Annotated in this window: 26 protein-coding genes; 7 read left to right on the forward strand and 19 right to left on the reverse strand. The window is 62.6% G+C overall.

The features are described from left to right. Together glyA and rpiB are read right to left on the reverse strand one after the other, a co-directional pair. Positions 1–1,314 carry a serine hydroxymethyltransferase gene (gene glyA, locus ACODTA_RS01050; protein WP_489063902.1) on the reverse strand — a complete coding sequence of 438 codons (1,314 nt, stop codon included), beginning with the start codon at positions 1,312–1,314 and terminating at the stop codon, positions 1–3. Further along, on the reverse strand, positions 1,311–1,757 hold the full coding sequence (rpiB, locus tag ACODTA_RS01055; RefSeq protein WP_489063904.1) for a ribose 5-phosphate isomerase B: 447 nt from the start codon (positions 1,755–1,757) through the stop codon (positions 1,311–1,313). The genes glyA and rpiB overlap by 4 nt, the downstream gene beginning before the upstream one ends. 142 nt (positions 1,758–1,899) lie before the next feature. On the opposite strand from rpiB, the gene ACODTA_RS01060 reads away from it, so the two are divergent. Continuing rightward, positions 1,900–2,358: a hypothetical protein gene (locus ACODTA_RS01060; protein WP_489063905.1), complete on the forward strand. Its 459-nt coding sequence runs from the start codon at positions 1,900–1,902 to the stop codon at positions 2,356–2,358. Between the two features lie 117 nt (positions 2,359–2,475). Further along, positions 2,476–2,916, forward strand: coding sequence for a hypothetical protein (locus tag ACODTA_RS01065; protein ID WP_489063907.1), 441 nt, complete (start codon positions 2,476–2,478; stop codon positions 2,914–2,916). A gap of 4 nt (positions 2,917–2,920) precedes the next feature. Here the strand turns inward: ACODTA_RS01065 and ACODTA_RS01070 are convergent, their stop codons facing one another. Then, positions 2,921–3,097 carry a hypothetical protein gene (locus ACODTA_RS01070; protein WP_489063909.1) on the reverse strand — a complete coding sequence of 59 codons (177 nt, stop codon included), beginning with the start codon at positions 3,095–3,097 and terminating at the stop codon, positions 2,921–2,923. Between the two features lie 154 nt (positions 3,098–3,251). Here ACODTA_RS01070 and ACODTA_RS01075 point away from each other — a divergent pair, with 154 nt between their 5' ends. Beyond that, positions 3,252–3,680: a hypothetical protein gene (locus tag ACODTA_RS01075; protein WP_489063910.1), complete on the forward strand. Its 429-nt coding sequence runs from the start codon at positions 3,252–3,254 to the stop codon at positions 3,678–3,680. Positions 3,681–3,713: 33 nt separating this feature from the next. On the opposite strand, the gene ACODTA_RS01080 is transcribed toward ACODTA_RS01075, so the two are convergent. The 11 genes from ACODTA_RS01080 to ACODTA_RS01130 form a co-directional block, all read right to left on the reverse strand. Beyond that, entirely contained in the window at positions 3,714–4,037 is a 324-nt protein-coding gene (locus tag ACODTA_RS01080) for a hypothetical protein (RefSeq protein WP_489063912.1), read from the reverse strand. 307 nt (positions 4,038–4,344) lie between these two features. Then, positions 4,345–4,824 carry a JAB domain-containing protein gene (locus ACODTA_RS01085; RefSeq protein ID WP_489063914.1) on the reverse strand — a complete coding sequence of 160 codons (480 nt, stop codon included), beginning with the start codon at positions 4,822–4,824 and terminating at the stop codon, positions 4,345–4,347. Positions 4,825–4,868: 44 nt separating this feature from the next. After that, positions 4,869–5,360, reverse strand: a complete 492-nt coding sequence (locus ACODTA_RS01090; RefSeq protein WP_489063916.1) for a hypothetical protein — start codon at positions 5,358–5,360, stop codon at positions 4,869–4,871. 54 nt (positions 5,361–5,414) lie between these two features. Next, positions 5,415–5,735 (reverse strand): hypothetical protein, encoded by a 321-nt coding sequence (locus ACODTA_RS01095; RefSeq protein ID WP_489063917.1) that lies wholly within the window; start codon positions 5,733–5,735, stop codon positions 5,415–5,417. Positions 5,736–5,788: 53 nt separating this feature from the next. Further along, positions 5,789–6,334: a sigma factor-like helix-turn-helix DNA-binding protein gene (locus ACODTA_RS01100; protein WP_489063919.1), complete on the reverse strand. Its 546-nt coding sequence runs from the start codon at positions 6,332–6,334 to the stop codon at positions 5,789–5,791. A gap of 385 nt (positions 6,335–6,719) precedes the next feature. After that, positions 6,720–8,324 carry an AMP-binding protein gene (locus tag ACODTA_RS01105; RefSeq protein ID WP_489063921.1) on the reverse strand — a complete coding sequence of 535 codons (1,605 nt, stop codon included), beginning with the start codon at positions 8,322–8,324 and terminating at the stop codon, positions 6,720–6,722. 115 nt (positions 8,325–8,439) lie between these two features. Then, positions 8,440–8,688, reverse strand: coding sequence for a hypothetical protein (locus ACODTA_RS01110; RefSeq protein ID WP_489063923.1), 249 nt, complete (start codon positions 8,686–8,688; stop codon positions 8,440–8,442). A gap of 120 nt (positions 8,689–8,808) precedes the next feature. Further along, positions 8,809–9,276: an Lrp/AsnC family transcriptional regulator gene (locus tag ACODTA_RS01115; protein ID WP_489063925.1), complete on the reverse strand. Its 468-nt coding sequence runs from the start codon at positions 9,274–9,276 to the stop codon at positions 8,809–8,811. Positions 9,277–9,401: 125 nt separating this feature from the next. Next, positions 9,402–10,637 carry a kynureninase gene (kynU, locus tag ACODTA_RS01120; RefSeq protein ID WP_489063927.1) on the reverse strand — a complete coding sequence of 412 codons (1,236 nt, stop codon included), beginning with the start codon at positions 10,635–10,637 and terminating at the stop codon, positions 9,402–9,404. 298 nt (positions 10,638–10,935) lie between these two features. Next, positions 10,936–11,499: a helix-turn-helix domain-containing protein gene (locus tag ACODTA_RS01125; protein WP_489063929.1), complete on the reverse strand. Its 564-nt coding sequence runs from the start codon at positions 11,497–11,499 to the stop codon at positions 10,936–10,938. A 94-nt stretch (positions 11,500–11,593) separates the two neighbouring features. Then, positions 11,594–12,466: an ATP-grasp domain-containing protein gene (locus tag ACODTA_RS01130; protein ID WP_489063930.1), complete on the reverse strand. Its 873-nt coding sequence runs from the start codon at positions 12,464–12,466 to the stop codon at positions 11,594–11,596. Positions 12,467–12,624: 158 nt separating this feature from the next. Between ACODTA_RS01130 and ACODTA_RS01135 the strand changes: the two genes are divergently transcribed. Then, a complete protein-coding gene (locus tag ACODTA_RS01135) occupies positions 12,625–13,296 on the forward strand; it encodes a glutathione S-transferase family protein (protein WP_489063932.1) in 672 nt (223 codons plus the stop codon). A gap of 16 nt (positions 13,297–13,312) precedes the next feature. Here the strand turns inward: ACODTA_RS01135 and ACODTA_RS01140 are convergent, their stop codons facing one another. Then, positions 13,313–15,358, reverse strand: a complete 2,046-nt coding sequence (locus tag ACODTA_RS01140; RefSeq protein ID WP_489063934.1) for an amidohydrolase family protein — start codon at positions 15,356–15,358, stop codon at positions 13,313–13,315. Between the two features lie 288 nt (positions 15,359–15,646). On the opposite strand from ACODTA_RS01140, the gene ACODTA_RS01145 reads away from it, so the two are divergent. Beyond that, entirely contained in the window at positions 15,647–16,771 is a 1,125-nt protein-coding gene (locus ACODTA_RS01145; protein WP_489063936.1) for an OmpA family protein, read from the forward strand. 310 nt (positions 16,772–17,081) lie between these two features. Beyond that, positions 17,082–18,389: a UDP-glucose dehydrogenase family protein gene (locus tag ACODTA_RS01150; protein WP_489063938.1), complete on the forward strand. Its 1,308-nt coding sequence runs from the start codon at positions 17,082–17,084 to the stop codon at positions 18,387–18,389. 317 nt (positions 18,390–18,706) lie between these two features. On the opposite strand, the gene ACODTA_RS01155 is transcribed toward ACODTA_RS01150, so the two are convergent. Then, positions 18,707–19,054 carry a hypothetical protein gene (locus ACODTA_RS01155; protein ID WP_489063940.1) on the reverse strand — a complete coding sequence of 116 codons (348 nt, stop codon included), beginning with the start codon at positions 19,052–19,054 and terminating at the stop codon, positions 18,707–18,709. 404 nt (positions 19,055–19,458) lie between these two features. Between ACODTA_RS01155 and ACODTA_RS01160 the strand changes: the two genes are divergently transcribed. Beyond that, complete coding sequence (locus ACODTA_RS01160; RefSeq protein WP_489063942.1) at positions 19,459–20,175, forward strand: metallophosphoesterase family protein; 717 nt, start codon at positions 19,459–19,461, stop codon at positions 20,173–20,175. An 18-nt stretch (positions 20,176–20,193) separates the two neighbouring features. On the opposite strand, the gene wecC is transcribed toward ACODTA_RS01160, so the two are convergent. From wecC to ACODTA_RS01175, 3 genes are read right to left on the reverse strand one after another with little or no spacing between them, the layout of a single operon-like run. Beyond that, positions 20,194–21,492, reverse strand: coding sequence for a UDP-N-acetyl-D-mannosamine dehydrogenase (wecC, locus tag ACODTA_RS01165; RefSeq protein ID WP_489063944.1), 1,299 nt, complete (start codon positions 21,490–21,492; stop codon positions 20,194–20,196). Continuing rightward, positions 21,470–22,609: a non-hydrolyzing UDP-N-acetylglucosamine 2-epimerase gene (gene wecB / locus ACODTA_RS01170; protein ID WP_489063945.1), complete on the reverse strand. Its 1,140-nt coding sequence runs from the start codon at positions 22,607–22,609 to the stop codon at positions 21,470–21,472. The genes wecC and wecB overlap by 23 nt, the downstream gene beginning before the upstream one ends. A gap of 43 nt (positions 22,610–22,652) precedes the next feature. Further along, the gene (locus tag ACODTA_RS01175; RefSeq protein WP_489063947.1) at positions 22,653–23,651 is read right to left on the reverse strand and encodes a GDP-mannose 4,6-dehydratase; all 999 of its coding nucleotides are present in this window, start codon (positions 23,649–23,651) and stop codon (positions 22,653–22,655) included. Positions 23,652–23,845 lie beyond the last annotated feature (194 nt).

Raw genomic sequence — 23,845 nt, forward strand, 5'->3', positions numbered from 1 at the left:
TCACGCCTCCGGATAGATCGGGAAGCGTTCGCAAAGCGCACGCACGCGCTCACGCACATTGGCCTCGATCTGGCCGTCGCCGGCTTCACCATTCTTGGCCAGTCCGTCGAGCACGTCGGCAACCATGTTGCCGATCTCGCGGAACTCGGCGGGGCCGAAGCCGCGCGTCGTGCCGGCCGGGCTGCCGACGCGGATGCCGCTGGTCTTGACGGGGGGCAGGGGATCGTTGGGGATGCCGTTCTTGTTGCAGGTGATCGCCGAACGCTCCAGCGCCTCGTCGGCGTCGCGGCCGGTCACGCCCAGTGGGGTGAGGTCGACCAGCGCCAGATGCGTGTCGGTACCGCCCGAAACCAGGTTCGCGCCGCGCTCCTTGAGCGTGGCGGCCAGCACCTTGGCATTCTCGACGACGGCTGCGGCATAGCTCTTGAACTCGGGCTGCAGCGCTTCGCCGAAAGCGACCGCCTTGGCGGCGATGACGTGCATCAGCGGGCCGCCCTGGAGGCCGGGGAAGACCGCGGAGTTGATCTTCTTCGCGATCGCCTCGTCATCGGTCATCACCATGCCGCCGCGCGGGCCACGCAGCGTCTTGTGCGTCGTCGTGGTGATGACATGGGCGTGGCCGAACGGGGTGGGGTGGACGCCGCCGGCGACCAGACCCGCGAAATGCGCCATATCAACCATGAAGATCGCGCCGACTTCATCGGCGATCGCGCGGAAACGCGCGAAATCGATGTGGCGCGGATAGGCCGAGCCGCCGGTGATGATGATCTTCGGGCGATGCTCCTTGGCCAGCGCCTCGACCTGGTCGAAATCGATCAGGTGGTCGTCGGGGCGCACGCCATATTGCACGGCATTGAACCATTTGCCCGACATCGCGGCGCGCGCGCCGTGCGTCAGGTGGCCGCCGGCATCCAGGCTGAGGCCCAGGATGGTGTCGCCGGGCTTGGCGAGCGCCAGCATGACGGCGCCATTGGCCTGCGCGCCCGAATGCGGCTGCACGTTGGCGAAGCCGCAACCGAAGATCTGCTTGGCGCGATCGATCGCGATCTGCTCGACCTCGTCGGAGGGGGCGCAGCCCTGATAATAGCGCTTGCCGGGATAGCCTTCGGCATATTTGTTGGTGAACACCGAGCCCTGCGCTTCGAGCACAGCCTTGGAGACGATGTTTTCCGAGGCGATCAGTTCGATCTGGGTCTGCTCGCGCGTCAGTTCGTGGCGGACGCCGGCGAAGATCGCGGGATCAGCCTGCTCAAGGCCGCGGGTGAAGAAGCCGTCGGGCTGGACGTTGTTCAGCGAAGCGGGATTGGTGCTCATACGGGCTCCTTTGCGGGGTTGGTCAGCTTCTCGACGCGGCGCTGGTGACGGCCGCCCTCGAAACCGGTGGAGAGGAATTCGGCGAGGCAATCCTTCGCCATGTCGATGCCGGTCAGCCGCGCGCCCATCGCGATGACGTTCGCGTCATTGTGCTGGCGGGCGAGGCGGGCGGATAGGCTATCCGAAACGCGCGCACAGCGGCAGGCCGGATTGCGGTTGACCGCGATCGAGATGCCGATGCCCGATCCGCACAGCGCGACGCCGAAATCAGCCGCACCATGCGCGATCGCATCCGCCAGCTTGTAGCCATAATCGGGATAATCGACACTGGCGCCGTCATTGGGGCCGAGATCGGCCACCTCATGGCCCTGTTCGCGCGCCCAGTCGGCGAGCGCGGATTTCAGGTCGATTGCGGCATGATCGGATGCGAAGGCAAGGCGCATGGCGGCGCTCCTACGGAACTAAATGAGTCGATGGCGCGCTCTCTAGTGGAGGCGGCCGCCGAACGCCACCGGCGATTGGGTGGACATTGCAACTCTGTTACGGTCAATATCCGCCCGACATCGTTTTCGAAAGGACATGCCGATGCGCCTCGCCCCGCTTCTCCTCGTCACCGCGCTGCTTCTGTCGGGCTGCGGCAAGCAACCCGCCGAGGAGAACGCCGCCGCGAGCCCGGAAAATGGCATGGCGATGGATATCGAGGAAGTACCGGCGAACGAAGGGCCAAGTACCGGATCGACCGATCTTGCGATTGAGGATGGCGCCGCAACCGATGCCTGGGTCGGCAAGTGGACGGGGCCGGAAGGCCTGGTGCTCGATATCGCCAAGACCGCCCAGGCCGGGCGCTACGATGTGAAGGTGACGCTGCTCGATGGGTCGGGCAGCTATACGGGAACGGCCGATGGTGACGTGATCCGCTTCACACGCGGTGGCACGCAGGAGGTGATCCGGAAGGCGACAGGCGATCAGACCGGGCTGAAATGGCTTGCCGGCAAGCAGAACTGCCTGATGATCAAACAGAGCGAAGGCTTCTGCCGCGACTGATCGGGCCAGCCAGTCATATCGGCGCGACCCCGGGGTGTTTGTCGGTCTGGTGATGGAACACGTGCCGGGCCGCGTGGTTGAACCATGGTCTTCAGCCAATCGTCAGGAGCAGGGACCATGGACAATGCATTTCAGGCTTCCACCCCGATTCAGCCAGTCATGCCGGATTTCGGTGATGCTCGTGAGCCGGCCCGCCTGGAACCTTCGACATTCGCTCAATTCGCGATCGCGACGGTTGATCGCAGGATTGGCCGCGTCGCGAGCGGTCTGGTCGGGTTGGCTGATTCATTCGACGATATCGTGCGTCGCGCTGATCCGCCGCTCGCCGAGCCGTTCGGCGGTTATGCCGTATCCGCGTCGGATGGTCTCAGGAGCCTTGCCCGGCGCGCGGGCGAGCAGGATGCTGGTGAATTGATCGGCGGGATCGGTCGAGCCGCGAAAAATCATCCTGTCGCTACGGCTGGCATCGGCGCGGTTGTCGGTACGGCAATCGGCCTGGCAATCGTTGCGCTTGGGCGATCGACCGAGAATGGACGGGGGAATCTGGCGAGCGCTTAGGCGTTCAGGCGCGGGGCGCCATCTCGTCCGTCAGATGCTCGATCGCGAACAGGCGGTGACGTTCCGCCATCACGAGATGGGAACGGACGACGCGGGGATCCTTGGCCGCGCCGGCAAGCATGCGCTCGTCGGTCTCTCGGCGGAGATGATAGTCTTTGGCGTTTTCCTGGACCTTTCCCATATGCCGAACGTCATAGATCGGTCGTTAACGAAGTCATAAATATCCGTTTCGGATGCAGTTTCTGCGAGGATAGGGGTTTCGGCACCGAAATCATCACGATCAGCCACCGTTTGGACGCTGGCATGTCACGCGGTCGCGCGCTATTCGCGCGGTTATGCTCACCCGGATCGATCTCTGGATCGGCAAGACGCTCTTCGTTCCGCCGATCGTCAAATTGTGCCAGCTCACGCGTCAGAGCCAGTTCGCGGTTTCGCGCCTGTTCTGGTTCATCGCCGCGCTCGACGGTTTCTACAGGGCGGAAACCATGTTCGGTTCGGTCGTGTTTGGGGCGCTCAGCATCTTCATGATGCTCACCGCGTCATTACGCGCGGATATGCCGACATCGAGCTCGATGGTTTTTCGGATGATCGCACTGGCGTTCCTGCTCATCGACGTGTTCGCCGGAGCGACGACGGGCGAATGGCTCGGCGCTGAATTCTGGGTATTCGTGCTGATCGCTGAATATGCCGCGACGATCCGCACGATTCCGCCGCTGGAGACGAAAAAGACCGCACCAAAGGCGGCGGATGCACGCGGGCAATGAGGGCGAAAGACCGCTACGGGCTTCGCTGAAAGCTCAAGCTGCGGCGGGCAGCTCGATCGCAAATAGTGTCGCGCCTTCATAGCGTGGCGCGGTGGCATCGAACTCCGCAAAGGGTTCGAACGATCCGCCATCCAAAGCGATCTCGGTCAATCCGGCGAGCTTGAAGGTCCCCAGCTTGATTTCGCGCGGCGGGTTGCCGTCGCGTTCCAGCGTCACAGCATCGATGTGCAATTCGCCATGGCGGGTGTAGAGGATGTGCGGCGCAAGCCTGACGCCGCCCCGGTTATATCGGGCCGTGATGCTCTTTTGCAGCGCGATCGCTTCCAGCAGTATTTTGCTCGGCATACCGATCAGCATGTACAAGCCTGAAAGACGATTCAAGTTTTTTGTGCATTGCAACAGAAAAAATGCGCCCGACGGTATGTCGGCCGCTCCTTGTCGGGACCTTCGTTGCCGCACGGAGATACCCATAGAAACACGGCGCCGCAGAGCAGCGCCGTAGGTGGGTAGACTTCAGTTTCTCCCCCTTTTGAGCGCCGCCACAGGAGCCCCCGGGCAGCGCTTGAGCGACAACATGTGCGAAATACCGGGCCGGGGCAAGGTTTCGCCATGTTCGATTTGGTCCATTTTGGAGAGGCTTTTGGCCGAGGTCCGGTGATGACCGTCAAGCAAGCAGCCCCTGCGCACGGAAGCTGACATGACCGGTGCGGGCGATCACCAGATGATCGAGCAAGGCCACGCCGATCGCCGTTCCCGCCTGGCGCAAGTCCTCCGTTATGCGGATGTCGGTCAGGCTGGGTTTCGGATCGCCGGACGGATGATTATGGACCAGGATCAGCGATACCGCACCGAGCTCAAGTGCGCGGCGCATCACTTCGCGGGGATAAACCGGCGCAGTGTCGACGCAGCCGCGCCACATCGTCTCGTCGCTGATCAGGCGGTTTCCGCTGTTGAGGAACAGGATCCTGATCTGCTCCACCGGTTCGTGCACAAGTAAGGCGGACAGATAGTCGATGACAGCGGCCGAACCGGACAGCACGGGCTGGGTGAAGGCGTCCACCCGGAGCGTATGGAGCATGGCTTCGCGCATCAGGGAGACATGTTCGGCGATTGCCGCGTCGCCGGTTGTTCTCGCAAGCGCCATTCTGTCGGCGGCCAATACCCCTGAGAGTGATCCGAACCGGCTGATCAGGCGTTCGGCCGCGCCTGGGGCGCGGGCACCGGCGATGGGGGCAAGGATGTCGCCCAGGATCTGTCTGCCCCGGTCTCGATCCGCCGCCTGCGATGCCGCCACGTCCCCAGCGCAAGCAGCGCAAGCTGCGGATAGGCAAGCTTGCCCGTCGCCACTGCATAGGTCCATGCCACCAATGTCGGATCGAACGCTTTCACGCCATGGACCGCGACGAGGATCAACTGAAGGCTCGCTACCCATATCGGCCAATATCTGTTTGCCGTGCTTGCCAGCCAGACGAGCCCGATCAGCATCACCGTATCGATCAGGAGCATCCTCATCTCGACATCGAGAAAGGCGGTGTCCCATTTCGCCCGCATCACGAGATAAGTGGCCGGGCCGGCACAGAGAAAGATCACGGCGACGATCCGTTCGGGCGTACCGCCACGCCACAGGGCATAGCTGCAGCACAGGATCAGGAGGCTGTTGAACAGGATGATATGCGCCATGTCCCGACCCGATCAGCTTCGGCCGATCGGGTCAAGGAAATCATGGCCGTACGCTCAGGGCCTCGGCGGCTTTGGGGTTTCGTCTCGCCACGAGATGATGGGAAGACCCGTGGTTTCCTGAACCTTTTCCAGATGGCGATGGGCCGCCACCGCGTGGCGACGCGCAGCGATCGCCGCGCTCATCGCCTCGCCCATGGAATCGAGCGCATGCTGGCCGACCACGGCGGGGAAATTCGCATCGGCGCGGGCACGGGGAAGTGCTGCGGTCAGGTCCGCGCCGGCGGAGACGACCTGATCGATCAGCCGTTCGAAACGGATCAGGCCTTCCGCAACCTTCATCGCGGCGGAGAGCTGTTTGCTGGGTGCTTGAGTCATGATTCATCTCCTGCGCGCAAACGCATTGCGCGGCACTGGATTGTCTGGGGATCTTAGAAAATGGCGCGCTCGACGGCCTCTACCAGATCGAGCAGGGTCCTAAGGCCGATGGCGAGCATTCCGAACGCCACGGCAAATGCCAGGGGAAGCATCAGCATCCATCCCAGCCGCTGTCTTACCGTCAGGTCATTGATCGTCCTCCGCCCCCCGCGGATCGGCAGACGGAAGGAGGCACCTGGTTGCTCGAACGCGGCCTGATATGGCTGGCGTTCTTCCCGCACCATGTTGCGCTCCGGCTGTCCTTCGCCGATCCGCTCATTGATCGATGGGGCAAGAGTGTCGATTGTGACGGCGCGATCAATGTCGATTGGTTCGGATACGAGCCGTTCGTATGTCACGCCCTCATGTTCGGCGAGCAGTCGCGCGGCTTCGAAACGGGTGGTGGCGCCCAAAGTGCGGATCGCGCGCTCCAGCCGCTTGTCCACTGTGTGGTGCGATATGCCGAGTTCGAGCGCTATTTCCTTGGAGTTCCGACGCGCCCAAACCTTGCGCAGGCAGACGCGCTGCGGCTCGGTCAGTTTGTCAAAGGCGCGTTCCATATCCGATGGTTACCATTGCGTGACCGGACATGGCCAGACGCCATGTTCGTACCGAACACGCTGCGAGGAAGGCGTTTGTCGCTGTGACTCTGCCGAAATGGTCGGCCGCATTCGAAGTGGCTCGCGTTGGTCCTTGGGCTCTGAGGGGCAAGCACACCCTTTCAAGGCGTTGGGCGGTGAAAGCGTCGAAGCCTTCATGGCCATCGCCCATAATCGCGAAAACCACATGGTCGACAATGCCCGCGACATGGCCTGGATCCTAGCGGACAAGGAACTGAAGGCGCGATACGACCAGTTCCCCTAGGAGAATCATTTCTCGGTCCTGCCCCCGCAGATCGGTCGCGCGATCCCCTTTGCATTGAGCCGCTGAGCGGCGACGGCGCGTTTACTCGCCGAACAGCGCTTGCAACGCAGCCCGGCGGATCTTCCCATTGGGCGTGCGTGGCAGGTCGTCGACGAAGCGGATCAAGCGCGGATATTTATAGGGCGCGATCGAAGCCTTCACATGGTGTCGCAGCTGTTCGGCCAGCGCTTCGCCGATCATGGCGCCGGGCGCCGCGATGATCAGCGCCGCCACCTGCATGCCGCGTTCAGGGCAGGGCACCCCGGTCACCGCGCATTCGGCGACCGCGGCGTGCGACGTCAGCGCTACCTCCACCTCGGACGCCGCGATATTGTAGCCGCTGGAGACGATCATATCGTCGGCGCGGCCGACATAGGCGAAGTAGCCGTCGGCATCGCGGCGGTAGATGTCGCCGGTGACATTCCATCCGTCGCGCACATAATCCGCCTGGCGAGGATCATCGAGATAGCGGCAGCCAGTGGGTCCTTTCACCGCCAGACGACCCATCCCCTCGACGATCGGCTGGTCTGCATCGTCGAGGATTGTCACCTGATAGCCCGGCACCGCGCGGCCGGTGGTGCCCGGCCGGATATCGTCATCCGAGGCACTGATGAAGATATGCATCATTTCGGTCGCGCCGATGCCGTTCACCAGCTTCATGCCAGTCGCGCGATGCCAGTCGTGCCAGATCGTCTCCGGCAGGTCTTCACCGGCTGACACGCAACAGCGCAGCCGGGAGGGAAAGCTGTCCGCCAGCATGCCCAACATCGCGCGATAGCCGGTCGGCGCGGTCGCCATCACCGTGGCGCCGAGTTCGGTTGCCGCATCTAGCAGCGCCTTGGGGCCGGGCGTCTCGACCGTGGCGGCGACCCCGCCGGAACGCCAGGGAAAGACGAGTTGCATGCCCAGCCCAAAGGTGAAGGCCAATGGCGCGGAGCAGATCCAGATATCGTCGGGGCGGGGATCGAGCAGATTGGCGGCGAAGCTGTCTGCGCAGGCCAATATGTCGCGGTGGAACTGGATGCATCCTTTTGGCACACCGGTGGTGCCCGAGGTGAAGGCGATCAGCGCGGGATCATCGCGATGCGTGTCGATCGGCGTGAAGCCCGGCGCGACATGGCGGAGTCGCTGTTCCAGCGCGCCGTCACCGGCGTCTCCATTATAGTCCAGCACCGATCGCATGGTCGGCGCCATCGTCGCCCCCGCCGTAAAGTCCTCGATCGTCCGGCCGTCGACGATCGCATGCGATATTGCGCCCTTATCGATGATCTTGGCGATTTCGCCCGCGCGCAGAATGGGCATGGTGGCCACCGCCACCCCACCCGCTTTCAGGATGCCGAGCCAGGCAGCGATCATGGTCGCTGTATTGGGGCCACGCAACAGCACGCGGTTGCCCGGTATCAGGCCTTCCTGTTCGACCAGCAGGCGCGCGATCCGATCCGACAATGCGTGCATCTCCCCATAGGTCCAGCGTCCTGCGGCGTTGACGACGGCAAGCCGATCGGGAGCACCCGCGTCGATCAGTGCCGTCCCCACATTGAGGCGTTCGGGATAGCGAAGCGCCGGCAGGTCGAAGCGGAATTCGGGCTGCGCTTCGATGGGTGGTAACCGGTCGATCACGAAACGGTCGATATGGGAGGTGTTCATCGCTTCTGTCCCTGCAATGGAGGCGGTGCGGCACAGGGGCGGGGGCTGTGCGGCCGGATCATGACGCGTTCCGGATGTGGGGACGCAACGCGAAGGCGATCACGGTCAGTGCCAGTCATGCGGCGCCGATGAACACCGACAGTCGCCAGACTCCGCCGGCCAGTACCATCGTGACGGCGATGGCGAGCGGCCCGGCCAGGCCGGAGGCGAGCATGGGCAACCGGACGAGCAGCCTGGGTATCCAGAAACGGACATAATGGCCGACCGCGCCGCCGATACCGATCATGGTCAACAGACGCTGGCTCAAGCCGCGATTCAGCCCTTGTTCGCGTGCCTGCACAGCCTCGGACGAAATCCCCGTCACCTTGCCATCCTTTTCGGCGCACCCAGGGCGCGCGTTTCCCCTGCCGGAACGCGGCCGTTCCGGTGGATTTTCCCGTTCTTCGTTTGCCCGGCGCCGCTGTTCCTCGACCGCGGCCTGCTGTTATCTCGTGGCGAGTGCTGCCGCAGCTTCGGCCAGCGAACCGTCGGTCTTGACAGCCTTGAGGCAGATCGTCGTCTTGGTGTGCTGTACACCCGGCAGCACCGTCAGGTCGTGGCGCAAGATGGTATCGAGCTGCTCGGCATCGCGGCAATGGAGCTTGATCAGATAATCAGCCGCGCCCGCCATCGTTCGGCATTCGACGACCACTGGCGACTTGACCACCGCCGCTTCGAATTCCGCACGGCGAGGGGCTTCGATGATCACTTCGACATAAGCGGTCATCAGCAGCCCGAGCGCCGCCGGCGACAGGGCGGCATGGTAGCCGGTGATCGCGCCGCTACGCTCCAGTTCCTGGACGCGCGACCAGCATGGGGTCTTGGACAACCCCACTGTCTCGCCGAGCGCGGCGAAGGGCTGTCTGGCATCGCGCTCGAGTTCAGCGAGCAGGTTGCGATCGATCCTGTCCATGCCACTCCCATGGGTCGCCCCGGCCGCGACCGCCGCGCGCCGCTGGCGGCGATCGTGCCCGCCTTCACCATGAAATATTCCCTCTCCATTTTCCATTGGGCTTGGTGTCCTTCGGGATGCTTTCATCACGTGACGGTGGCGCGAACCTTGTAGTTCTCGCGATCCCAGGCGCGCTCTTCCAGAATCGTCACCAGCGTCTCGACGGCGCGCCATATGTCCTCGAACCCCAGATAGAGCGGCGTGAAGCCGAAGCGGATCGCGTCGGGTGCGCGGAAATCGCCAACCACGCCGTGTGCGATCAGCGCCCGGCACAGGGCATAGGCTTCGGGATGCGCGAACGAGACGTGACTACCGCGTCGTATGGCGTCACGCGGCGAGATCAATGTCAGATCATGACCGACACAGCGTGTTTCGACCATCTCGATGAAATGATCCCCCAACGACCGTGATTTGGCGAGGAGGGCGGCGGGGGCGACATCGTCGAACAGCGCAACGCCTTCCTCCAGTGCGGCCATCCCGAGGATAGACGGGGTGCCGCACAGAAAACGCGATATGCCGGGGGCGGGAATATAGGCATCGTCGAAGGCGAAGGGGGCACCATGGCCCATCCAGCCGGTGAGTGGCGAAACCAGCACATCTTGCAGTCGCTTTGCGACATAGAGGAAAGCCGGTGCCCCCGGCCCGCCGTTCAGGTATTTATAGCCGCAGCCGACCGCGAGGTCGGCGTCACAGCTGTTCAAATCCACCGGCAGCGCGCCGACGCTGTGGCTGAGATCCCAGAGCACCAATGCGCCGCGCGCATGTGCTGCCGCGGTGATCGCGGCCATATCGTGCATGGCGCCGCTGCGGTAATGGACATGGGTCAGCAGCACGACGGCGGTGTCGTCGTTGATCGCATCGTACAGCGCATCCGCCGCGACGGTCTTCACGATGCGGCCGGGCAGCGTGGTGGCGACGCCCTGCGCGATGTACAGGTCAGTCGGGAAATTGCCGGGTTCGCTCAATATGGTCGATCGATCCGAACGCAGCGTACATGCAGCGACGAGGAGCTTGAACAGGTTGACCGAGGTCGTATCGGCGACGACGACTTCGTCGGACGCCGCGCCGATCAGCCGGGCGATCGCGCCGCCGACGCGCTGGGGGGTACGGATCCAGCCATGGGCATTCCAGCTTCCGATCAGGTCCTGGCCCCATTCAGTGCGTATCATCCGATCCATGCGTTCCGCTGCGGCGCGAGGGGCGGCGCCCAGCGAATTGCCGTTCATGTAGATGACACCCTCCGGCAGCGCGAACTGTTCGCGCTTGGTGCGCAGGGGATCCGCCATGTCGAGCGCCCGGGCGCTGTCGCGATCAAGAGTCATCCGCGAATCTCCGACATGAAGTTGCGGAAGCCAAGGCGATCGGCGCGGCGCGGCCGATCCGACCGTGGCTGACGTTCGCGGTTCGAAAGGATCGGCTTCATCGTCAAACCATATCCTGATCCCCAAATCAGATGGTTCTTTTCTTTCCGCGAAATTGGCGGATTTGGGTGATGATGTCCTATTAAAATCGATATATGCAGAACCTTGTTCTGCGGCATTGCTGCCGCGCAGCTTCTGCGCCCCCGGGGGGCTTTTCGGAGCAGTTCCGAGTCGCGAAAATCCGCAGCTGCCGGGCTGTCTATAACTTGCGGATCAGGCGGGTGGCCACGGCGATCCAGGCTGGATCGGCGGTTACCTGCTGGCGCAATCCAGCACCCAGCGGGAGCAGATGGAGGCGGCCGTCTTCGCGGCCGATGAGCCGACCGAACAGGAAGCGTCCGCCGGGACGGGGAACCAATATGTCACGATTGAGCGCGGTGCCGAAGGCGTCAGGGGCAAGGCGTTCGCACCAGATCTCGTCTCCGGCACGATAATCACCGATCCCGGCCTCGACGCGCATCGCGACGTGATCCGGCGATGCTGCTGGCGGCGCGATGCTGCTTTCGTGAAGAGGGGCACGAGCACCGTCCGGCCCAAGCACCGCGATCAGAGCCAGGTCGATGCGTTCCGGGGTGCGCACCAGATTCGATGCGGTGACCCCCAGCGCGGCGGCGATACGGTTGAGCCAAGCGACGGAAACCGTGCGGGTTCCCGTTTCGAGCCGGCCGATCGTCTGCGCCGTGGTCGGTGGATCGCAGCGCGCGGCGACATCGGCCAACGTGAGCCGCTTCGCGCGTCGAACTTCGCGAATAGCCGTGATCATCAGCCGATTCCCGATAACCGTTCAGGTTCCTTTTCTCCAATAATATCGTTTCGACCGCAAGGTTTTTCAGTCGATGGGGGCGAAGGCTGGCGTGTCAGGTGACAAGCATGCGAACCGATTCGGCGAATGGACGGCCGCGATCCGGCGCGTGATCGAGGAACAGTTGCGGTTCGATCAATTCAATCTCCATCATTGCGTGCCCGCCATGTCCGTCACCGACCAGATCGATCCGCGCATAGAGCAGAGGGCTTTCGATCAGCGCGAGCGCCGCCTGCGCGGTTCGGATCGCTGACGCCGGCGGCGTTATCGGCATGTCGCGGCCGCCATATTGAGGCTGGACGCGAAAATCGCCCACTCCAGGGTGCTTGATAAAGGCGTGGCTGTATCTTCCGGCGAACCAGAACAGCGAATATTCGCCTTCGCTCATGATCAGGGGTTGCATGGGCTGAAGAAGCATTCTTCTTCCGGTCAGCGCTTCAGGAAAACCGGCGTCCGGCGCGATCCTGACAATGCCACGGGCGCTGGCGGATATGACGGGTTTTGCAGCGATTTCGACATTGCCGAAGCGTGCTCGCGCCAGTGTCAGATCGGAAGGCACGATCGCCTCCGTCAGCAGCGTGGGAACGACATGGGCGCCGCGCCCGGCAAGTTCGATCAGGTAGGATTTCTGATAATTCCAGCGCAGGACGGCCGCAGGGTTCGCCAGGCGGACGCCGCGGCCTTCCCACATGTCGATCGCCGCGCACCAGCGTTCCTGTACGTCGTGATACCCCCAGGTGAGCAATGGCATGACCAGATCGTAGCGCGCGAGATCGATTCCGCTCTGTGGATCGCCGATCCAGGGCACGAATTCGGGCGTGATTTCCGCCAGAGCCAGGGTATCGGCAAGGATTCTCGCCTGAACGGGCCACATCGGCGCGTAGAGATGATGGCTGGACTCGGGCGAAAGAATGCAAATACTGAGCATGATGGCTTCCTGGATCGGAAAGCAGCGGTTGCTAATCCCGGAGGCGGCCCGATCCGGTTTACCGATTCTGCGAGTGGGTTCTGCGTGGACGGTGCGTTGTGGACCGAAACGGGCAATGGCACCATGATCTTGCGTGATCCTGAGTGGGAGCTGGCTCGATGATTCTCTATGGTGCGTCCCTGTCGCCCTTTGTCCGGAAAGTCCTGGCTTATGCGGCCGAAAAGGGCATCGCTCTCGAGTTGAAGCCCGGGGGCATGGGGCAGGGAGGCGCCGAGTTCGAGGAAGCCAGCCCGTTCCGCAAGATGCCGGCGCTTCGTGATCCGGGTTCGGATGGCGGGAGCGACTTCACCATTTGCGATTCAAGTGCGATCATCACCTATCTGGAAGCCAAATATCCGGAACCGAACCTGATCCCGGTCGAACCCAGGGCGAGGGCGCGCGCGATTTGGTACGACGAGTTCGGCGACACCATCGTGATGGGGTGCGGCGTGAAGATGTTCTTCAACCGGGTGGTGTCTCCGCGCTTCCTTGGTCGGCCGGGCGACCTGTCGGCGGCCGACGCGGCCGAGCGTGACGAACTGCCGCCGATCCTCGACTATCTCGAGCGCACCATTCCGGACTCCGGTTTCCTTGTGGAAGACCGGTTGACATTGGCGGATCTGGCGGTCGCTAGCCCCTTCGCCAATCTCGGACATATCGACGTGCGGCCTGATCCTGTCAGGCATCCGCGAACGACGGCCTATCTTGAGGCCATCCTGTCGCGTCCGTCGTTCTCGCACTGGGTGGAGCGCGAAAGGGCCTATTTCATGCGCGAACCGATCTCGTCCTGACGCATGCCGCCACCGGTTACCGGGCGGGCAGGGTGACCTTCGGCGCGTCCGCGAAGGGCGTGATACCGAATTTGGGATAGATTTCGCTCGGATAGTAGAAGGTGCCATCCTTCACCACCATGGCGATGCGCTTGATGGCCTTGATGTCCTTTGTCGGATCGCCCGGAATCAGCATGAAATCGGCGAGCTTGCCTTTCTCGATCGAACCGAGCCGCTGATCCTGGCCGAGGTAGCGCGCCATGTCATATGTGGCGCGTGTCAGGATCTGGCCAGGCGTCATGCCGATGCGCTGGAGCAGCTCGAGTTCGCGATGATAGGTGAAGGATCCGCCGGTATCGGTGCCCGGCACGATCAGGACACCGCGATCGTTGAGCAGCTTCACGGTCGCGACGATCTTGTCGAACGCACCGCGATAGGCCGCGTCATCCCCGGGCGCGGAGGCGTCGATCAACGCCTTTTTCGCACCGCGCTGATAGCCGATGGGCATATGATCGAGATAATCGACGGCGCCCGGCGGAACCTGTCCATCGCGGTTCTGGGTCAACATCTCGTGAATGCCGATCGTCGGATCGATCACGAGCTTGCGATCGACCATCATGCCGACGGTATGTCTGACCTTTTCGCCATCGAGATCGAGCGCGGGCAGCCGCTTGAGCGCGGTGAGGCGGAACAGGGTGCGCGTATCCTCGTTCGGCTGGATCACCCAACCGAGCATGAACTGATTGATATGCGTGATCTCGTCGTAGCCGGCCTCGATCATCGCATCGGCGCTGGAAAAGGCCGGCACATGGCCGGAAACGCGGAGCCCAAGGCGATGGGCTTCCTTGACGAGCGCGGGAGCCCAGGCCGGATTCATGCTGTTGTAGAGCTTGACCTGCCAATAGCCTCGCGCGGCATACCAGCGCACCGCATCGAGAGCGGCTGCTTCGCTATCGACCACGAAGCCGTTATTCGCGCTGAACGGGCTTTTCCCTTCGATGAAGCCGCTGCGCACGATCCGCGGGCCGCCGATCACGCCACTGTCGATCCGCTGGACCAGCGTGTCGAGCACGGCGTTGTCGTTCCCCATGTCTCGCACGGTGGTGATGCCGGCGGCCAGGTTGAGCAGGGCGTCGTCCTGGCTGATATGCCCATGCATTTCGTTGAAGCCGGCAAGCAGCGTGCCGCCGGCGCCGTCGATCGCGACCTCTCCGGGCGTGGCCGGGCTGTCGAGCGGCTCGACAGCGGCGATCATATTGCCGTTGACCAGCACCGACAGGGGTTCCGAAAGCGTGCCTTGGCCGGGACGGAAGACGCGGACATTGCGGATTCGAATAGGCGCGCCGTAGCGATGGGCCGTCTGCTTTTCGATCGCGACATAGCGTTCGGTCGAGAGCTTCTCGGCGAAGGCACGCAGCTTCGCCTCGTCACGCTCATATCCTTCGCGAACCACGACGAAATCGGGCGTCATATAGGCGAAAAGAGCGCCGTCCGCGTCGAGCGCGAGATAGCTGGGATTGAGGTCGATGCCGCCAAGCGCATAGGCGGAAACCGCCTCCGCGCCGCCCTTGCCGTCGACCGCGATGCTGCCGGCCGGTTCAAGTCGCAGCGTGCCGCCGGGCAGGGCGGGCAGGCTATGGTCCGCATCCTTCAAGAGGGCCCGGGCATAGAGGCCGAGCGACCAGGGGCTGGAGCTCTGCGCCACGTAAGCTGCGGCCTCCTTGGTCACCGCGCTGCCCTTGCCGGTTGAATCGGTCCAACTCGATCGGCCGCCAGTTGCCTTGAAGCGTTCGTCGATCTTGCTGCCGAAGGTCGTGGCGCCGGTGATGGTCCAGGCGATCGGGAGGCCGCTGGAATCGACGTCGATCCGCTCCTTCATCGTCGGACCACGGCCGTTATTCTTGTAGTCGAAATCGATGCTCGTGCTGGAACCCCGCGTGTCGGCGATCAGGTGGCCGACATTCTTCTGTCCGAAGATCACGGTGAACCGTTCCTTTTTCGCCTCATCCGCAGGGCTGGCGAGAACCGGATTGGCGATGAGGGCGGTGGAAAGGCTGAGCGCCAGCGCGAGACGTGTCTTCATGGCGTGGACAAGAGCATGGCGGGCAGGGGCCGTAAAGAGGTCGCCTGCGATTGCGCTTTCGCAATGCGCTCTTGGCGTTCGTTCGATGTTGGGTCGCGCAAAATTATTTCGCGGCCACCGCCGATATTCGGGAACCTTCCTGGTACTCTTTGGTTCTGCGCGTGTCCGATGCGGGGGATGTGCGGCTTTTTGGCCACACCCAACCCAATTGTTTCGCTTGCGTGGAAACATGGCATTGGGTAGTGAGTTTTTGCTGTCCTAAGTGACAAACAAGAAAGGGGAATACCTATGCGGAAAGTCGCCATGGCGATGGCACTTGCCTCCACGGCCCTCGCTTCGCCGGCTCTCGCCCGCGACGATGCGTGGTACATCGGAGTCGAGGGTGGCGCGATGATCGTCGAGGATCTCGATCTCGACATCGGCGCCCGGAACGATGCCGCTCGGGTCGATCATGACTATGGTTACGACTTCGACGCGATCATCGGTTATGATTTCGGTGGCTTCCGCGTTGAAGCCGAAGTCGGCTACAAGAGCGCGAGCGTCGACGGCTACACGTCGGCGGTTCCCACGCCCTTCGGTCCCGGAAGCGCGGTTTCCGCCTCGGGCACCTATGACTATGCTGGCGGCAAGACGACCGCTCTGAGCTTCATGGTCAACGGCATGCTCGATTTCGGCGATGATGACGGCCTTCAGGGCTTCATCGGTGCCGGCGCGGGTGTCGCCCGCGTGAAGGCGGACAACTACTCGATCAACTCGACTGGCCCCGGCTTCCTGAACGATTCGGACACCGGCTTCGCCTGGCAGGCGATTGCGGGCGTTCGCGCTCCGCTGACCGACAATATCGACGTTGGCCTGAAGTACCGCTTCTTCAACGTGAACAATGTCGATCTGGTGGATCGTCTGGGCCGTGACGTGCAGACCCGCTTCCGCTCGCACAGCCTGCTCGGCTCGGTGATCTTCAACTTCGGTGAGGCTGCCCCGCCGCCGCCTCCCCCGCCGCCGCCGCCGCCGCCGCCTCCCCCGCCGCCGCCTCCCCCGCCGCCGCCTCCGCCGGTGCCGGAGTGCACGCCGGGACCGTACATCGTGTTCTTCGACTGGGATAAGTCGAACATCACGCCGGAAGCGGCTTCGATCCTGGACAACGCGGTCACCGCGTACCAGAATTGCGGCAACGCCCAGGTCATGCTTGCCGGCCACGCCGACAAGTCGGGTTCGGACAAGTACAATGTGGGCCTCTCGCAGCGCCGCAACGACTCGGTTCGCTCCTATCTGGAATCGAAGGGCATTCCTTCGGGCGTCATCTCCACCGAAGCGTTCGGCGAAAGCCGTCCGCGCGTCGAGACCGCCGACGGTGTCCGCGAACTGCAGAACCGCCGCGTGGAAATCACTTACGGACCCGGTTCGGGCATGTAAGCGACGGGCGATCTTCGGATCGCCTCATGCGACAAAAATCGGAGGTCGACCCTTGGGTCGGCCTCCTTTTTTGTGCGCTTTTTGTGCGCTTGCTGCGCCGCATGACGGTCAAATCGAGCGAGAGTGCCTTTGGATTCCGGCGAAAATGGCAAGCTCGGCGAGCAGAATGCTGCGATGCAACGTGTCGATGTTCGTCGAATCAGGCAGACGTCTCAAAAATCGCGGTAAACAGAAATCACCTTCACCCGTTCGGGTTTGATCCGGGCCGGACAGTGTCTAAGAAGCTCTCAAACCATCATCGGGGAATGACATGAAGATCACCATGATCGGCGCCGGCTATGTCGGCTTGGTGTCTGGCGCGTGCTTTTCGGATTTCGGCCACAGCGTCGTATGTGTCGATAAGGATCCCCGGAAGATCGAGGCACTCGAAGCCGGGCGGATGCCGATCTACGAGCCGGGGCTCGATGCGCTTGTCGCCAAGAATGTTGCGGCGGATCGCCTGTCCTTCACGACCGATCTCGCGGAGGCGGTGAATGGGGCAGGGGCGATCTTCATCGCCGTGGGCACGCCCTCACGCCGTGGCGACGGTCACGCTGATCTGACCTATGTCTACGAAGCCGCACGTGAAATCGCGGGTGCCCTGACCGGCGACACGGTGATCGTCACCAAATCGACAGTGCCTGTCGGCACGGGCGACAGGGTGGAAGAGATTATGCGAGAGCTGCGGCCCGAGCTGAAGGTGGAAGTGGTTTCCAACCCCGAATTTCTTCGCGAAGGCGCAGCGATCGGCGATTTCAAGCGGCCGGACCGCATCGTCCTCGGCAGCGACAATGAATGGGCGCGCGATGTGATGCGCGAAATCTATCGGCCGCTTTACCTGAATCAGGCGCCGATGGTCTTCACCAGCCGGCGCAGTTCCGAACTGATCAAATATGCCGCGAATGCCTTTCTCGCGACCAAGATCACTTTCATCAATGAAATCGCCGACCTCTGCGAGGCGGTGGGGGCCGATGTTCAGGATGTCTCGCGCGGCATTGGTCTGGATAACCGGATTGGCGCGAAATTCCTGCATGCGGGGCCGGGTTATGGCGGCTCATGCTTCCCGAAGGATACAGTCGCGCTGCTCAAGACGGCCGAGGACAATGCCATTCCGCTCAGGATCGTCGAGGCGACGGTGCAGGTGAACGACAGTCGCAAACGTGCGATGGGCCGGCGCATCCTCCAGGCGATGGGCTCGGATCTTCGTGGCAAAACCGTCGGACTGTTGGGCCTGACCTTCAAGCCCAATACCGACGATATGCGCGACGCCCCGTCGCTCGCGATCATCCAAAGCCTCCAGGATGCCGGCGTGCATATCAAGGCCTATGATCCTGAAGGCATGGAGGTCGCGAAGCCCCTGATCGGCGATGTCGAACTGGTCGGTGATGCCTATGAGGCTGCCCGCGACGTTGATGCCCTGGCGATCGTTACCGAATGGGATGCGTTCCGCGCCCTTGATCTGGCGCGGATCTCCAAGGCTATGCGTTCGCCGTTGCTGATTGACTTGCGCAATATCTACTCGGCCGGCGAGGCGAAGCGGGCAGGCCTGCGCTACGTGCCGGTTGGGTCGCCGTCATAAGCTTTTGCCGCTACCAATGCGGTAGGGGTGGATTTGCGTGCAAACGACTGGCGACCGGATGTGGTCGCGTCAGCCCGCGATCGGCCATCGTGCGGATAGCCCAGTCACAGCTATGAACAGCCCCTCGTAATTTTTCGGGGGACGTGCTGCTGCGAGGCAATCCCACAAAGTTGGGCGCTCGAACCGGATCCGTGAAGATCTGGAGGCACAGGCCTACGAAAAATGTGGGAAATCTGCGGTACGCAATTCTCGGGAATGACGGGCAAAAAAATGGCGGCTCGAAGCCGCCATTTTTCTATTCCTGAGTCCTGATGAGATCAGGGGCTCTTCGGCTTGCTGTTGCCGCCGGCAGCGACGACGACGCCGAGGATGATCAGGCCGATGGCGCCAACCGCCAGAATCAGGCTGCTGCCGCGAGCTTCGCTCTCGCCCTTCATGGTCGCATCAGTGCGAACCGACTTCGAGGCGGCTGCCGAAACCGAAAGCTTCGAAGCAGGGCTCGAGGTCTGTGCGAGCACGGGAGTGCCAGCCATGCTGAGCGCTACCATCGCCGCCATAGAGATTTTACCCAAACGCATATTCTGGCTCCCTTTACAACAACCGGCCTTCTGATTGCCGCTGCGATGCCACATGATCCTGCCGAGCACAAGCCTCAAAAGCGTCATCACGCGCAAAAACAAGCATAAACCAATCGCGCGAACCGCACCCGATGGCGGCTCCTCAAGCAAATCCGTCTTGGGTCATAAAGTTCCGTGAAGAAAATCATTTGATGCGACCCGTTGGTGAATGAGGACAAGGCGTTGCCGAACTGCAACAAGATTCGCTTTGTTCGGCGTGTCGGCATGAAGTGTTCAGTCGGAGCTGGCGGCATCACGATCGAATCCGAAGACTTCCGATCCGGCATCGAAACGCGCGAATGATGCGTTTGAGCCGGAGGCGGGGCTTTGCGTGCGTCGATTCTCCGGGCTATGGCGCGGTTTCGAGATAATTGGATGATATGCTGTATTCGAGACTGAAACGATGGACGCAGCGGCGTAAGCAGGAAGTTGCGCCGCGAGTGCCTGAAGGCATGCGTATCTACGCGATCGGTGACATTCACGGCCGTCTCGATCTTTTCGAGGCTCTGCTCGCGAGGATTGATGCCGACAATGCGGGGCGGCCGCCGGCCGATGTCAGGCTGATCCTGCTTGGCGATCTGATCGATCGCGGGCCGTCCTCCGCAGGCGTGATCGAGAAGGCGATGTTGCTGAAGCGGAGCAGCCCTGCGGTGAGCATTCTCATGGGCAACCATGAGGAGGTGTTTCTTCGTGCGATCGAGGGGGACGTTCGCGCCACCCGCCTGCTTGTCCGCGTCGGCGGCCGTGCGACATTGATCAGCTACGGCTTCAGCGAACAGGAATATCAGGATCTCGACTATGACGGATTAACCGCTCAGCTTGCCGAGCGCGTTCCTGCCGCGCATGTCGCGTTCATCGCCAAGTTCGAGGATGTGATCGAACTTGGCGACTATGTATTCGTTCATGCGGGCATTCGTCCTGGCGTCGAACTCGCCGAACAGCGGGTGTCCGATCTGCGCTGGATCCGTGAAGAGTTTTTGCGGCACGATGGTTCGCACGGGTGCGTCATCGTTCACGGCCATAGCATCAGCGAGGAGGTCGATCAGCGCCCCAACCGGATCGGCATCGATACCGGCGCGTTCGCGTCGGGGCGGCTGACCGCGATCGCGCTGGAGGGCGGTGAACGATGGTTCCTGCAAACCGGCGAGGCGGCTGTCGCCGCAGCCTGATCCACCGTTGGCGCGAACCTAGCCGGCGAGGCGCAGATCGGCCTCGATGCGACGGTTCTTCGGCTGATCCGGCCAGATGCCACGCGTGTCATAGACCCATTTGTCGGCGCGCTCGTCCGCTGGCACGGATTTGAATACGTCATGATCGACCAGCACGATAAAGACCGGGCAGGTGGCGAGCGCCGTATCTATATCGACCAGTTCGGCCCCGGTGCCGTCGAATGCCGCCGGTAAGCTGCCGGCATGGGGCTCAACGATCTTGATGCGGTCACCATGCTTATGGGCAAGCGCTTCCGCGACCTTTAGCGCCGGGCTTTCGCGGAAGTCATCGATATTGGGCTTGAAGGCGAGACCGAGGCAAGCGATCGCCGCGCCCGGCAGTGATTCGACCAGTTCATTGGCCTTTTCAATTACATAGTCCGTCTTGCCGTCGTTCACTTCGCGCGCCGTGCGGATGAGTGGCGTGTTCGCCGGATCGGCATGGACCAGGAACCAGGGATCGACCGCGATACAATGGCCGCCAACGCCAGGGCCGGGCTGGAGGATGTTGACGCGGGGATGGCGATTGGCAAGCCGAATAACCTCCCAGACGTCGAGATCCATCGTGTCCGCGACGCGGGAGAGCTCGTTTGCGAAGGCGATGTTGACGTCGCGAAACGCATTTTCGGTCAGCTTCACCATTTCGGCGGCGCGCGCATTGGTGGTGACGCACTGGCCGCGCACGAAGCGGCGGTAGAAGGTCAGCGCCTTGCGCGCGCAACGCGGCGTGATGCCGCCGATGCAGCGGTCATTGTCGATCAGTTCTACAAGGATACGGCCAGGCAAGACGCGTTCCGGGCAATAGGCGATCGCGATGTCGGAGGCTTCCCCAGTCTTGCCCGGCACGCGGAGATCGGGGCGGAGTTGCGCCAGCAGGTCGCGAACCTGTTCGGTGGTGCCGACGGGTGAGGTCGATTCCAGGATCACCGTGTCACCGGGCTTGAGCACCGTCGCGATGCTCGTCGCGGCTTGTAGGATATAGCCGATATCGGGAACATGGTCGGTCCCGAACGGCGTAGGTACCGCGATCAGGAACACGTCGGCGGGCTCGATCTGGGTGGATGCGCGCAGCGTTCCGCGCGCGACGACGCCCTGGACGAGGCCATCCAGATCGACTTCCTCGATATGGACGCGGCCGGAGGACACGGTCTCGACAACATGCTCGCTGACGTCGATGCCCAGCACCGAGCAACCCGAACGCGCGATGACGGCGGCGGTGGGCAATCCGATATAGCCGAGGCCGAGAACGACGACTTTAGGCGGGCAATCCGAAAGCATGGGCGACGATCCTCGCTATGCGTTGGCTGCTTTGCCCGTCCCCAAAGGGATTATGGGCATGCGCCATCGCTGACCAGGCGGCGTTATCGTCCAGCAGCGTAAATATTTCGGAAACGATGCGGTCCTCGCTGGTGCCGATCAGTTTCGCCGTACCCGCGGTCACCCCCTCCGGTCGCTCCGTCGTCTCGCGCATCACCAATACTGGCTTGCCGAGCGCAGGAGCCTCTTCCTGTACGCCGCCGCTATCGGTCAGCACGACATGGCACGCGCCGAGCAGGCGAACGAAATGCGGATAATCGAGCGGCTCGATCAGCGCGACGTTCGTCTTGTCCGCCAGCAGGCTGTCCATGGCGCTGCGGACATTGGGGTTGGGGTGAACGGGGAAGATGATCGCGATGTCCTCGCGTTCGGCGATCCGCCGGATCGCGCGCGCGATGCTTGTCATGCCGTCGCCGAAATTCTCGCGGCGATGCGTTGTGACCGCGATGATCCGCTTGCCCGCGCACGGCGCGAGCACGGGGTCGAGACCGGCGGCGAGCGCGGGTGCCTGCGTGATCTTGGCGACGGTTGCGTGTAGCGCATCTATCACCGTGTTGCCGGTGACATGGATGGTTTCGGCTGTCACATTTTCGCGGGAGAGCGCCTGGGCCGCTGTTTCGGTGGGCGCGAAATGCTGATCGGCGATGCTGCCGACGATCTTGCGATTCACCTCTTCCGGCCAGGGCTGGTATATGTCGTAGCTGCGCAACCCCGCCTCGACATGGCTGACCGGAATCTTTCGGTAATAGGCGGCCAGCGCCCCGACCATCGCGGTCGCCGTATCGCCCTGCACGATGACGCGCGCCGGCCGCTCGCGGTCGTAAACGGCGCCCAGTTCAGACAGCAGGCGTGCGGTCAATTGATCGAGCGACTGGTTCGCCTGCATCAGATCCAGGTCGATGTCCGGCGTCAGGCCACTGATCTCCAGCACCTGATCGAGCAGGCCGCGATGTTGGGCGGACACGCAGACACGCGTTTCGATGCCGGGGATCGCGCGCAGCGCATGCACGACGGGAAACAGCTTGATGGCTTCGGGGCGGGTGCCGAACACCAGCATGACCTTGCGATTCTGGTTCATGCCGCGTCTGCTAGCAGAATCCTCTTACCAATCCCTGAGCGGATCAAAGCCCGCGATATGCCTTGTACCAGTTCACGAATGTCGGGATTCCACGGTCGATCGGCGTGGTCGGACGATAGCCGAGGTCGCGTTCGATCGCGCTGATATCGGCATAGGTGTCCTTGACGTCGCCGGGCTGCATCGGAAGCAATTCGGTTTCGGCCTTGCGGCCGATCGCATCTTCCAGGACTGCGATCATCCGGGTGAGTTCCTCGGAGCGATTGTTGCCGATATTGTAGAGGCGGTGCGGCGCGACGCTGCCGCCAGCTTTTTCCAGGCCGTCGTCCGGCGGCGGATTGTCGAGCACCGCGACAACACCGGCGATGATGTCGTCGATGAAGGTGAAATCGCGTCGCATGTCGCCATGGCCGAAAACCTGGATCGTCTTGCCCGCCAGGATCTTCTCGGTGAAGCCCCAGACCGCCATGTCGGGACGGCCCCATGGGCCATAGACGGTGAAGAAGCGCAGTCCCGTCGCGGGCAGGCGGTAGAGATGTGCGTAAGTCTCGCTCATCAGCTCGTCTGACTTCTTGGTGGCTGCATAGAGCGAGATCGGATGGTCGACGCGATCCTCGACGCGGAAGGGCAGGTTGGGCGTATTGCCATAGACCGAGGATGAGGAGGCGTAGACGAAGTGCTTGACGCCGCCATGACGGGCGAGTTCGAGCAGATTCAGATGCCCGACCAGATTCGACCGGACATAGGCGCGGGGATTCTCGATCGAATAACGAACTCCGGGCTGCGCGCCGAGATGGACGATACGATCGATGCCCTGGCCGGCAACTGCCTCCTCAAGAGCCAATTCGTCGGCGAAATCGACGCGCGCGAAGCGGAAACGGTCGCCAGCATGCGCCGCGAGTTCGGCGAGCCGGGCCTGTTTGAGCGCGGGATCGTAATAGCTGTTGATATTGTCGATCCCGATCACCGTGTCGCCGCGCGCGGTGAGCGCCCGGCTGAGGCTGTAGCCGATGAACCCGGCGGCGCCGGTGACAAGAATGGCCATGAGTGCGTCCCCGCTAGAAACGATTTTGCGCGCTTATGCCGCTGCGCAGCAAAGGGCGCAACGCGCACGCGATCAACAGAACAAACTGTATGGCGGGGGGATTTTCGACAGGGAGCAAGGGATGGGCAACCGGACGGCGAGGTGGCGAGAATCCCGTCCATCGAACAATTCGAGTGGGCAAGGTTGAACTTGAA

It is taken from the genome of Sphingomonas sp. FG14 (assembly GCF_057809675.1).

Coding starts and splice junctions, on each gene's coding strand:
- glyA (WP_489063902.1), bottom strand. CDS start 1,314: ATGAGCACCAATCCCGCTTCGCTGAACAACGTCCAGCCCGACGGCTTC.
- rpiB (WP_489063904.1), bottom strand. CDS start 1,757: ATGCGCCTTGCCTTCGCATCCGATCATGCCGCAATCGACCTGAAATCC.
- ACODTA_RS01060 (WP_489063905.1), top strand. CDS start 1,900: ATGCGCCTCGCCCCGCTTCTCCTCGTCACCGCGCTGCTTCTGTCGGGC.
- ACODTA_RS01065 (WP_489063907.1), top strand. CDS start 2,476: ATGGACAATGCATTTCAGGCTTCCACCCCGATTCAGCCAGTCATGCCG.
- ACODTA_RS01070 (WP_489063909.1), bottom strand. CDS start 3,097: ATGGGAAAGGTCCAGGAAAACGCCAAAGACTATCATCTCCGCCGAGAG.
- ACODTA_RS01075 (WP_489063910.1), top strand. CDS start 3,252: ATGCTCACCCGGATCGATCTCTGGATCGGCAAGACGCTCTTCGTTCCG.
- ACODTA_RS01080 (WP_489063912.1), bottom strand. CDS start 4,037: ATGCTGATCGGTATGCCGAGCAAAATACTGCTGGAAGCGATCGCGCTG.
- ACODTA_RS01085 (WP_489063914.1), bottom strand. CDS start 4,824: ATGGCGCTTGCGAGAACAACCGGCGACGCGGCAATCGCCGAACATGTC.
- ACODTA_RS01090 (WP_489063916.1), bottom strand. CDS start 5,360: ATGGCGCATATCATCCTGTTCAACAGCCTCCTGATCCTGTGCTGCAGC.
- ACODTA_RS01095 (WP_489063917.1), bottom strand. CDS start 5,735: ATGACTCAAGCACCCAGCAAACAGCTCTCCGCCGCGATGAAGGTTGCG.
- ACODTA_RS01100 (WP_489063919.1), bottom strand. CDS start 6,334: ATGGAACGCGCCTTTGACAAACTGACCGAGCCGCAGCGCGTCTGCCTG.
- ACODTA_RS01105 (WP_489063921.1), bottom strand. CDS start 8,324: ATGAACACCTCCCATATCGACCGTTTCGTGATCGACCGGTTACCACCC.
- ACODTA_RS01115 (WP_489063925.1), bottom strand. CDS start 9,276: ATGGACAGGATCGATCGCAACCTGCTCGCTGAACTCGAGCGCGATGCC.
- kynU (WP_489063927.1), bottom strand. CDS start 10,637: ATGACTCTTGATCGCGACAGCGCCCGGGCGCTCGACATGGCGGATCCC.
- ACODTA_RS01125 (WP_489063929.1), bottom strand. CDS start 11,499: ATGATCACGGCTATTCGCGAAGTTCGACGCGCGAAGCGGCTCACGTTG.
- ACODTA_RS01130 (WP_489063930.1), bottom strand. CDS start 12,466: ATGCTCAGTATTTGCATTCTTTCGCCCGAGTCCAGCCATCATCTCTAC.
- ACODTA_RS01135 (WP_489063932.1), top strand. CDS start 12,625: ATGATTCTCTATGGTGCGTCCCTGTCGCCCTTTGTCCGGAAAGTCCTG.
- ACODTA_RS01140 (WP_489063934.1), bottom strand. CDS start 15,358: ATGAAGACACGTCTCGCGCTGGCGCTCAGCCTTTCCACCGCCCTCATC.
- ACODTA_RS01145 (WP_489063936.1), top strand. CDS start 15,647: ATGCGGAAAGTCGCCATGGCGATGGCACTTGCCTCCACGGCCCTCGCT.
- ACODTA_RS01150 (WP_489063938.1), top strand. CDS start 17,082: ATGAAGATCACCATGATCGGCGCCGGCTATGTCGGCTTGGTGTCTGGC.
- ACODTA_RS01155 (WP_489063940.1), bottom strand. CDS start 19,054: ATGACGCTTTTGAGGCTTGTGCTCGGCAGGATCATGTGGCATCGCAGC.
- ACODTA_RS01160 (WP_489063942.1), top strand. CDS start 19,459: ATGCGTATCTACGCGATCGGTGACATTCACGGCCGTCTCGATCTTTTC.
- wecC (WP_489063944.1), bottom strand. CDS start 21,492: ATGCTTTCGGATTGCCCGCCTAAAGTCGTCGTTCTCGGCCTCGGCTAT.
- wecB (WP_489063945.1), bottom strand. CDS start 22,609: ATGAACCAGAATCGCAAGGTCATGCTGGTGTTCGGCACCCGCCCCGAA.
- ACODTA_RS01175 (WP_489063947.1), bottom strand. CDS start 23,651: ATGGCCATTCTTGTCACCGGCGCCGCCGGGTTCATCGGCTACAGCCTC.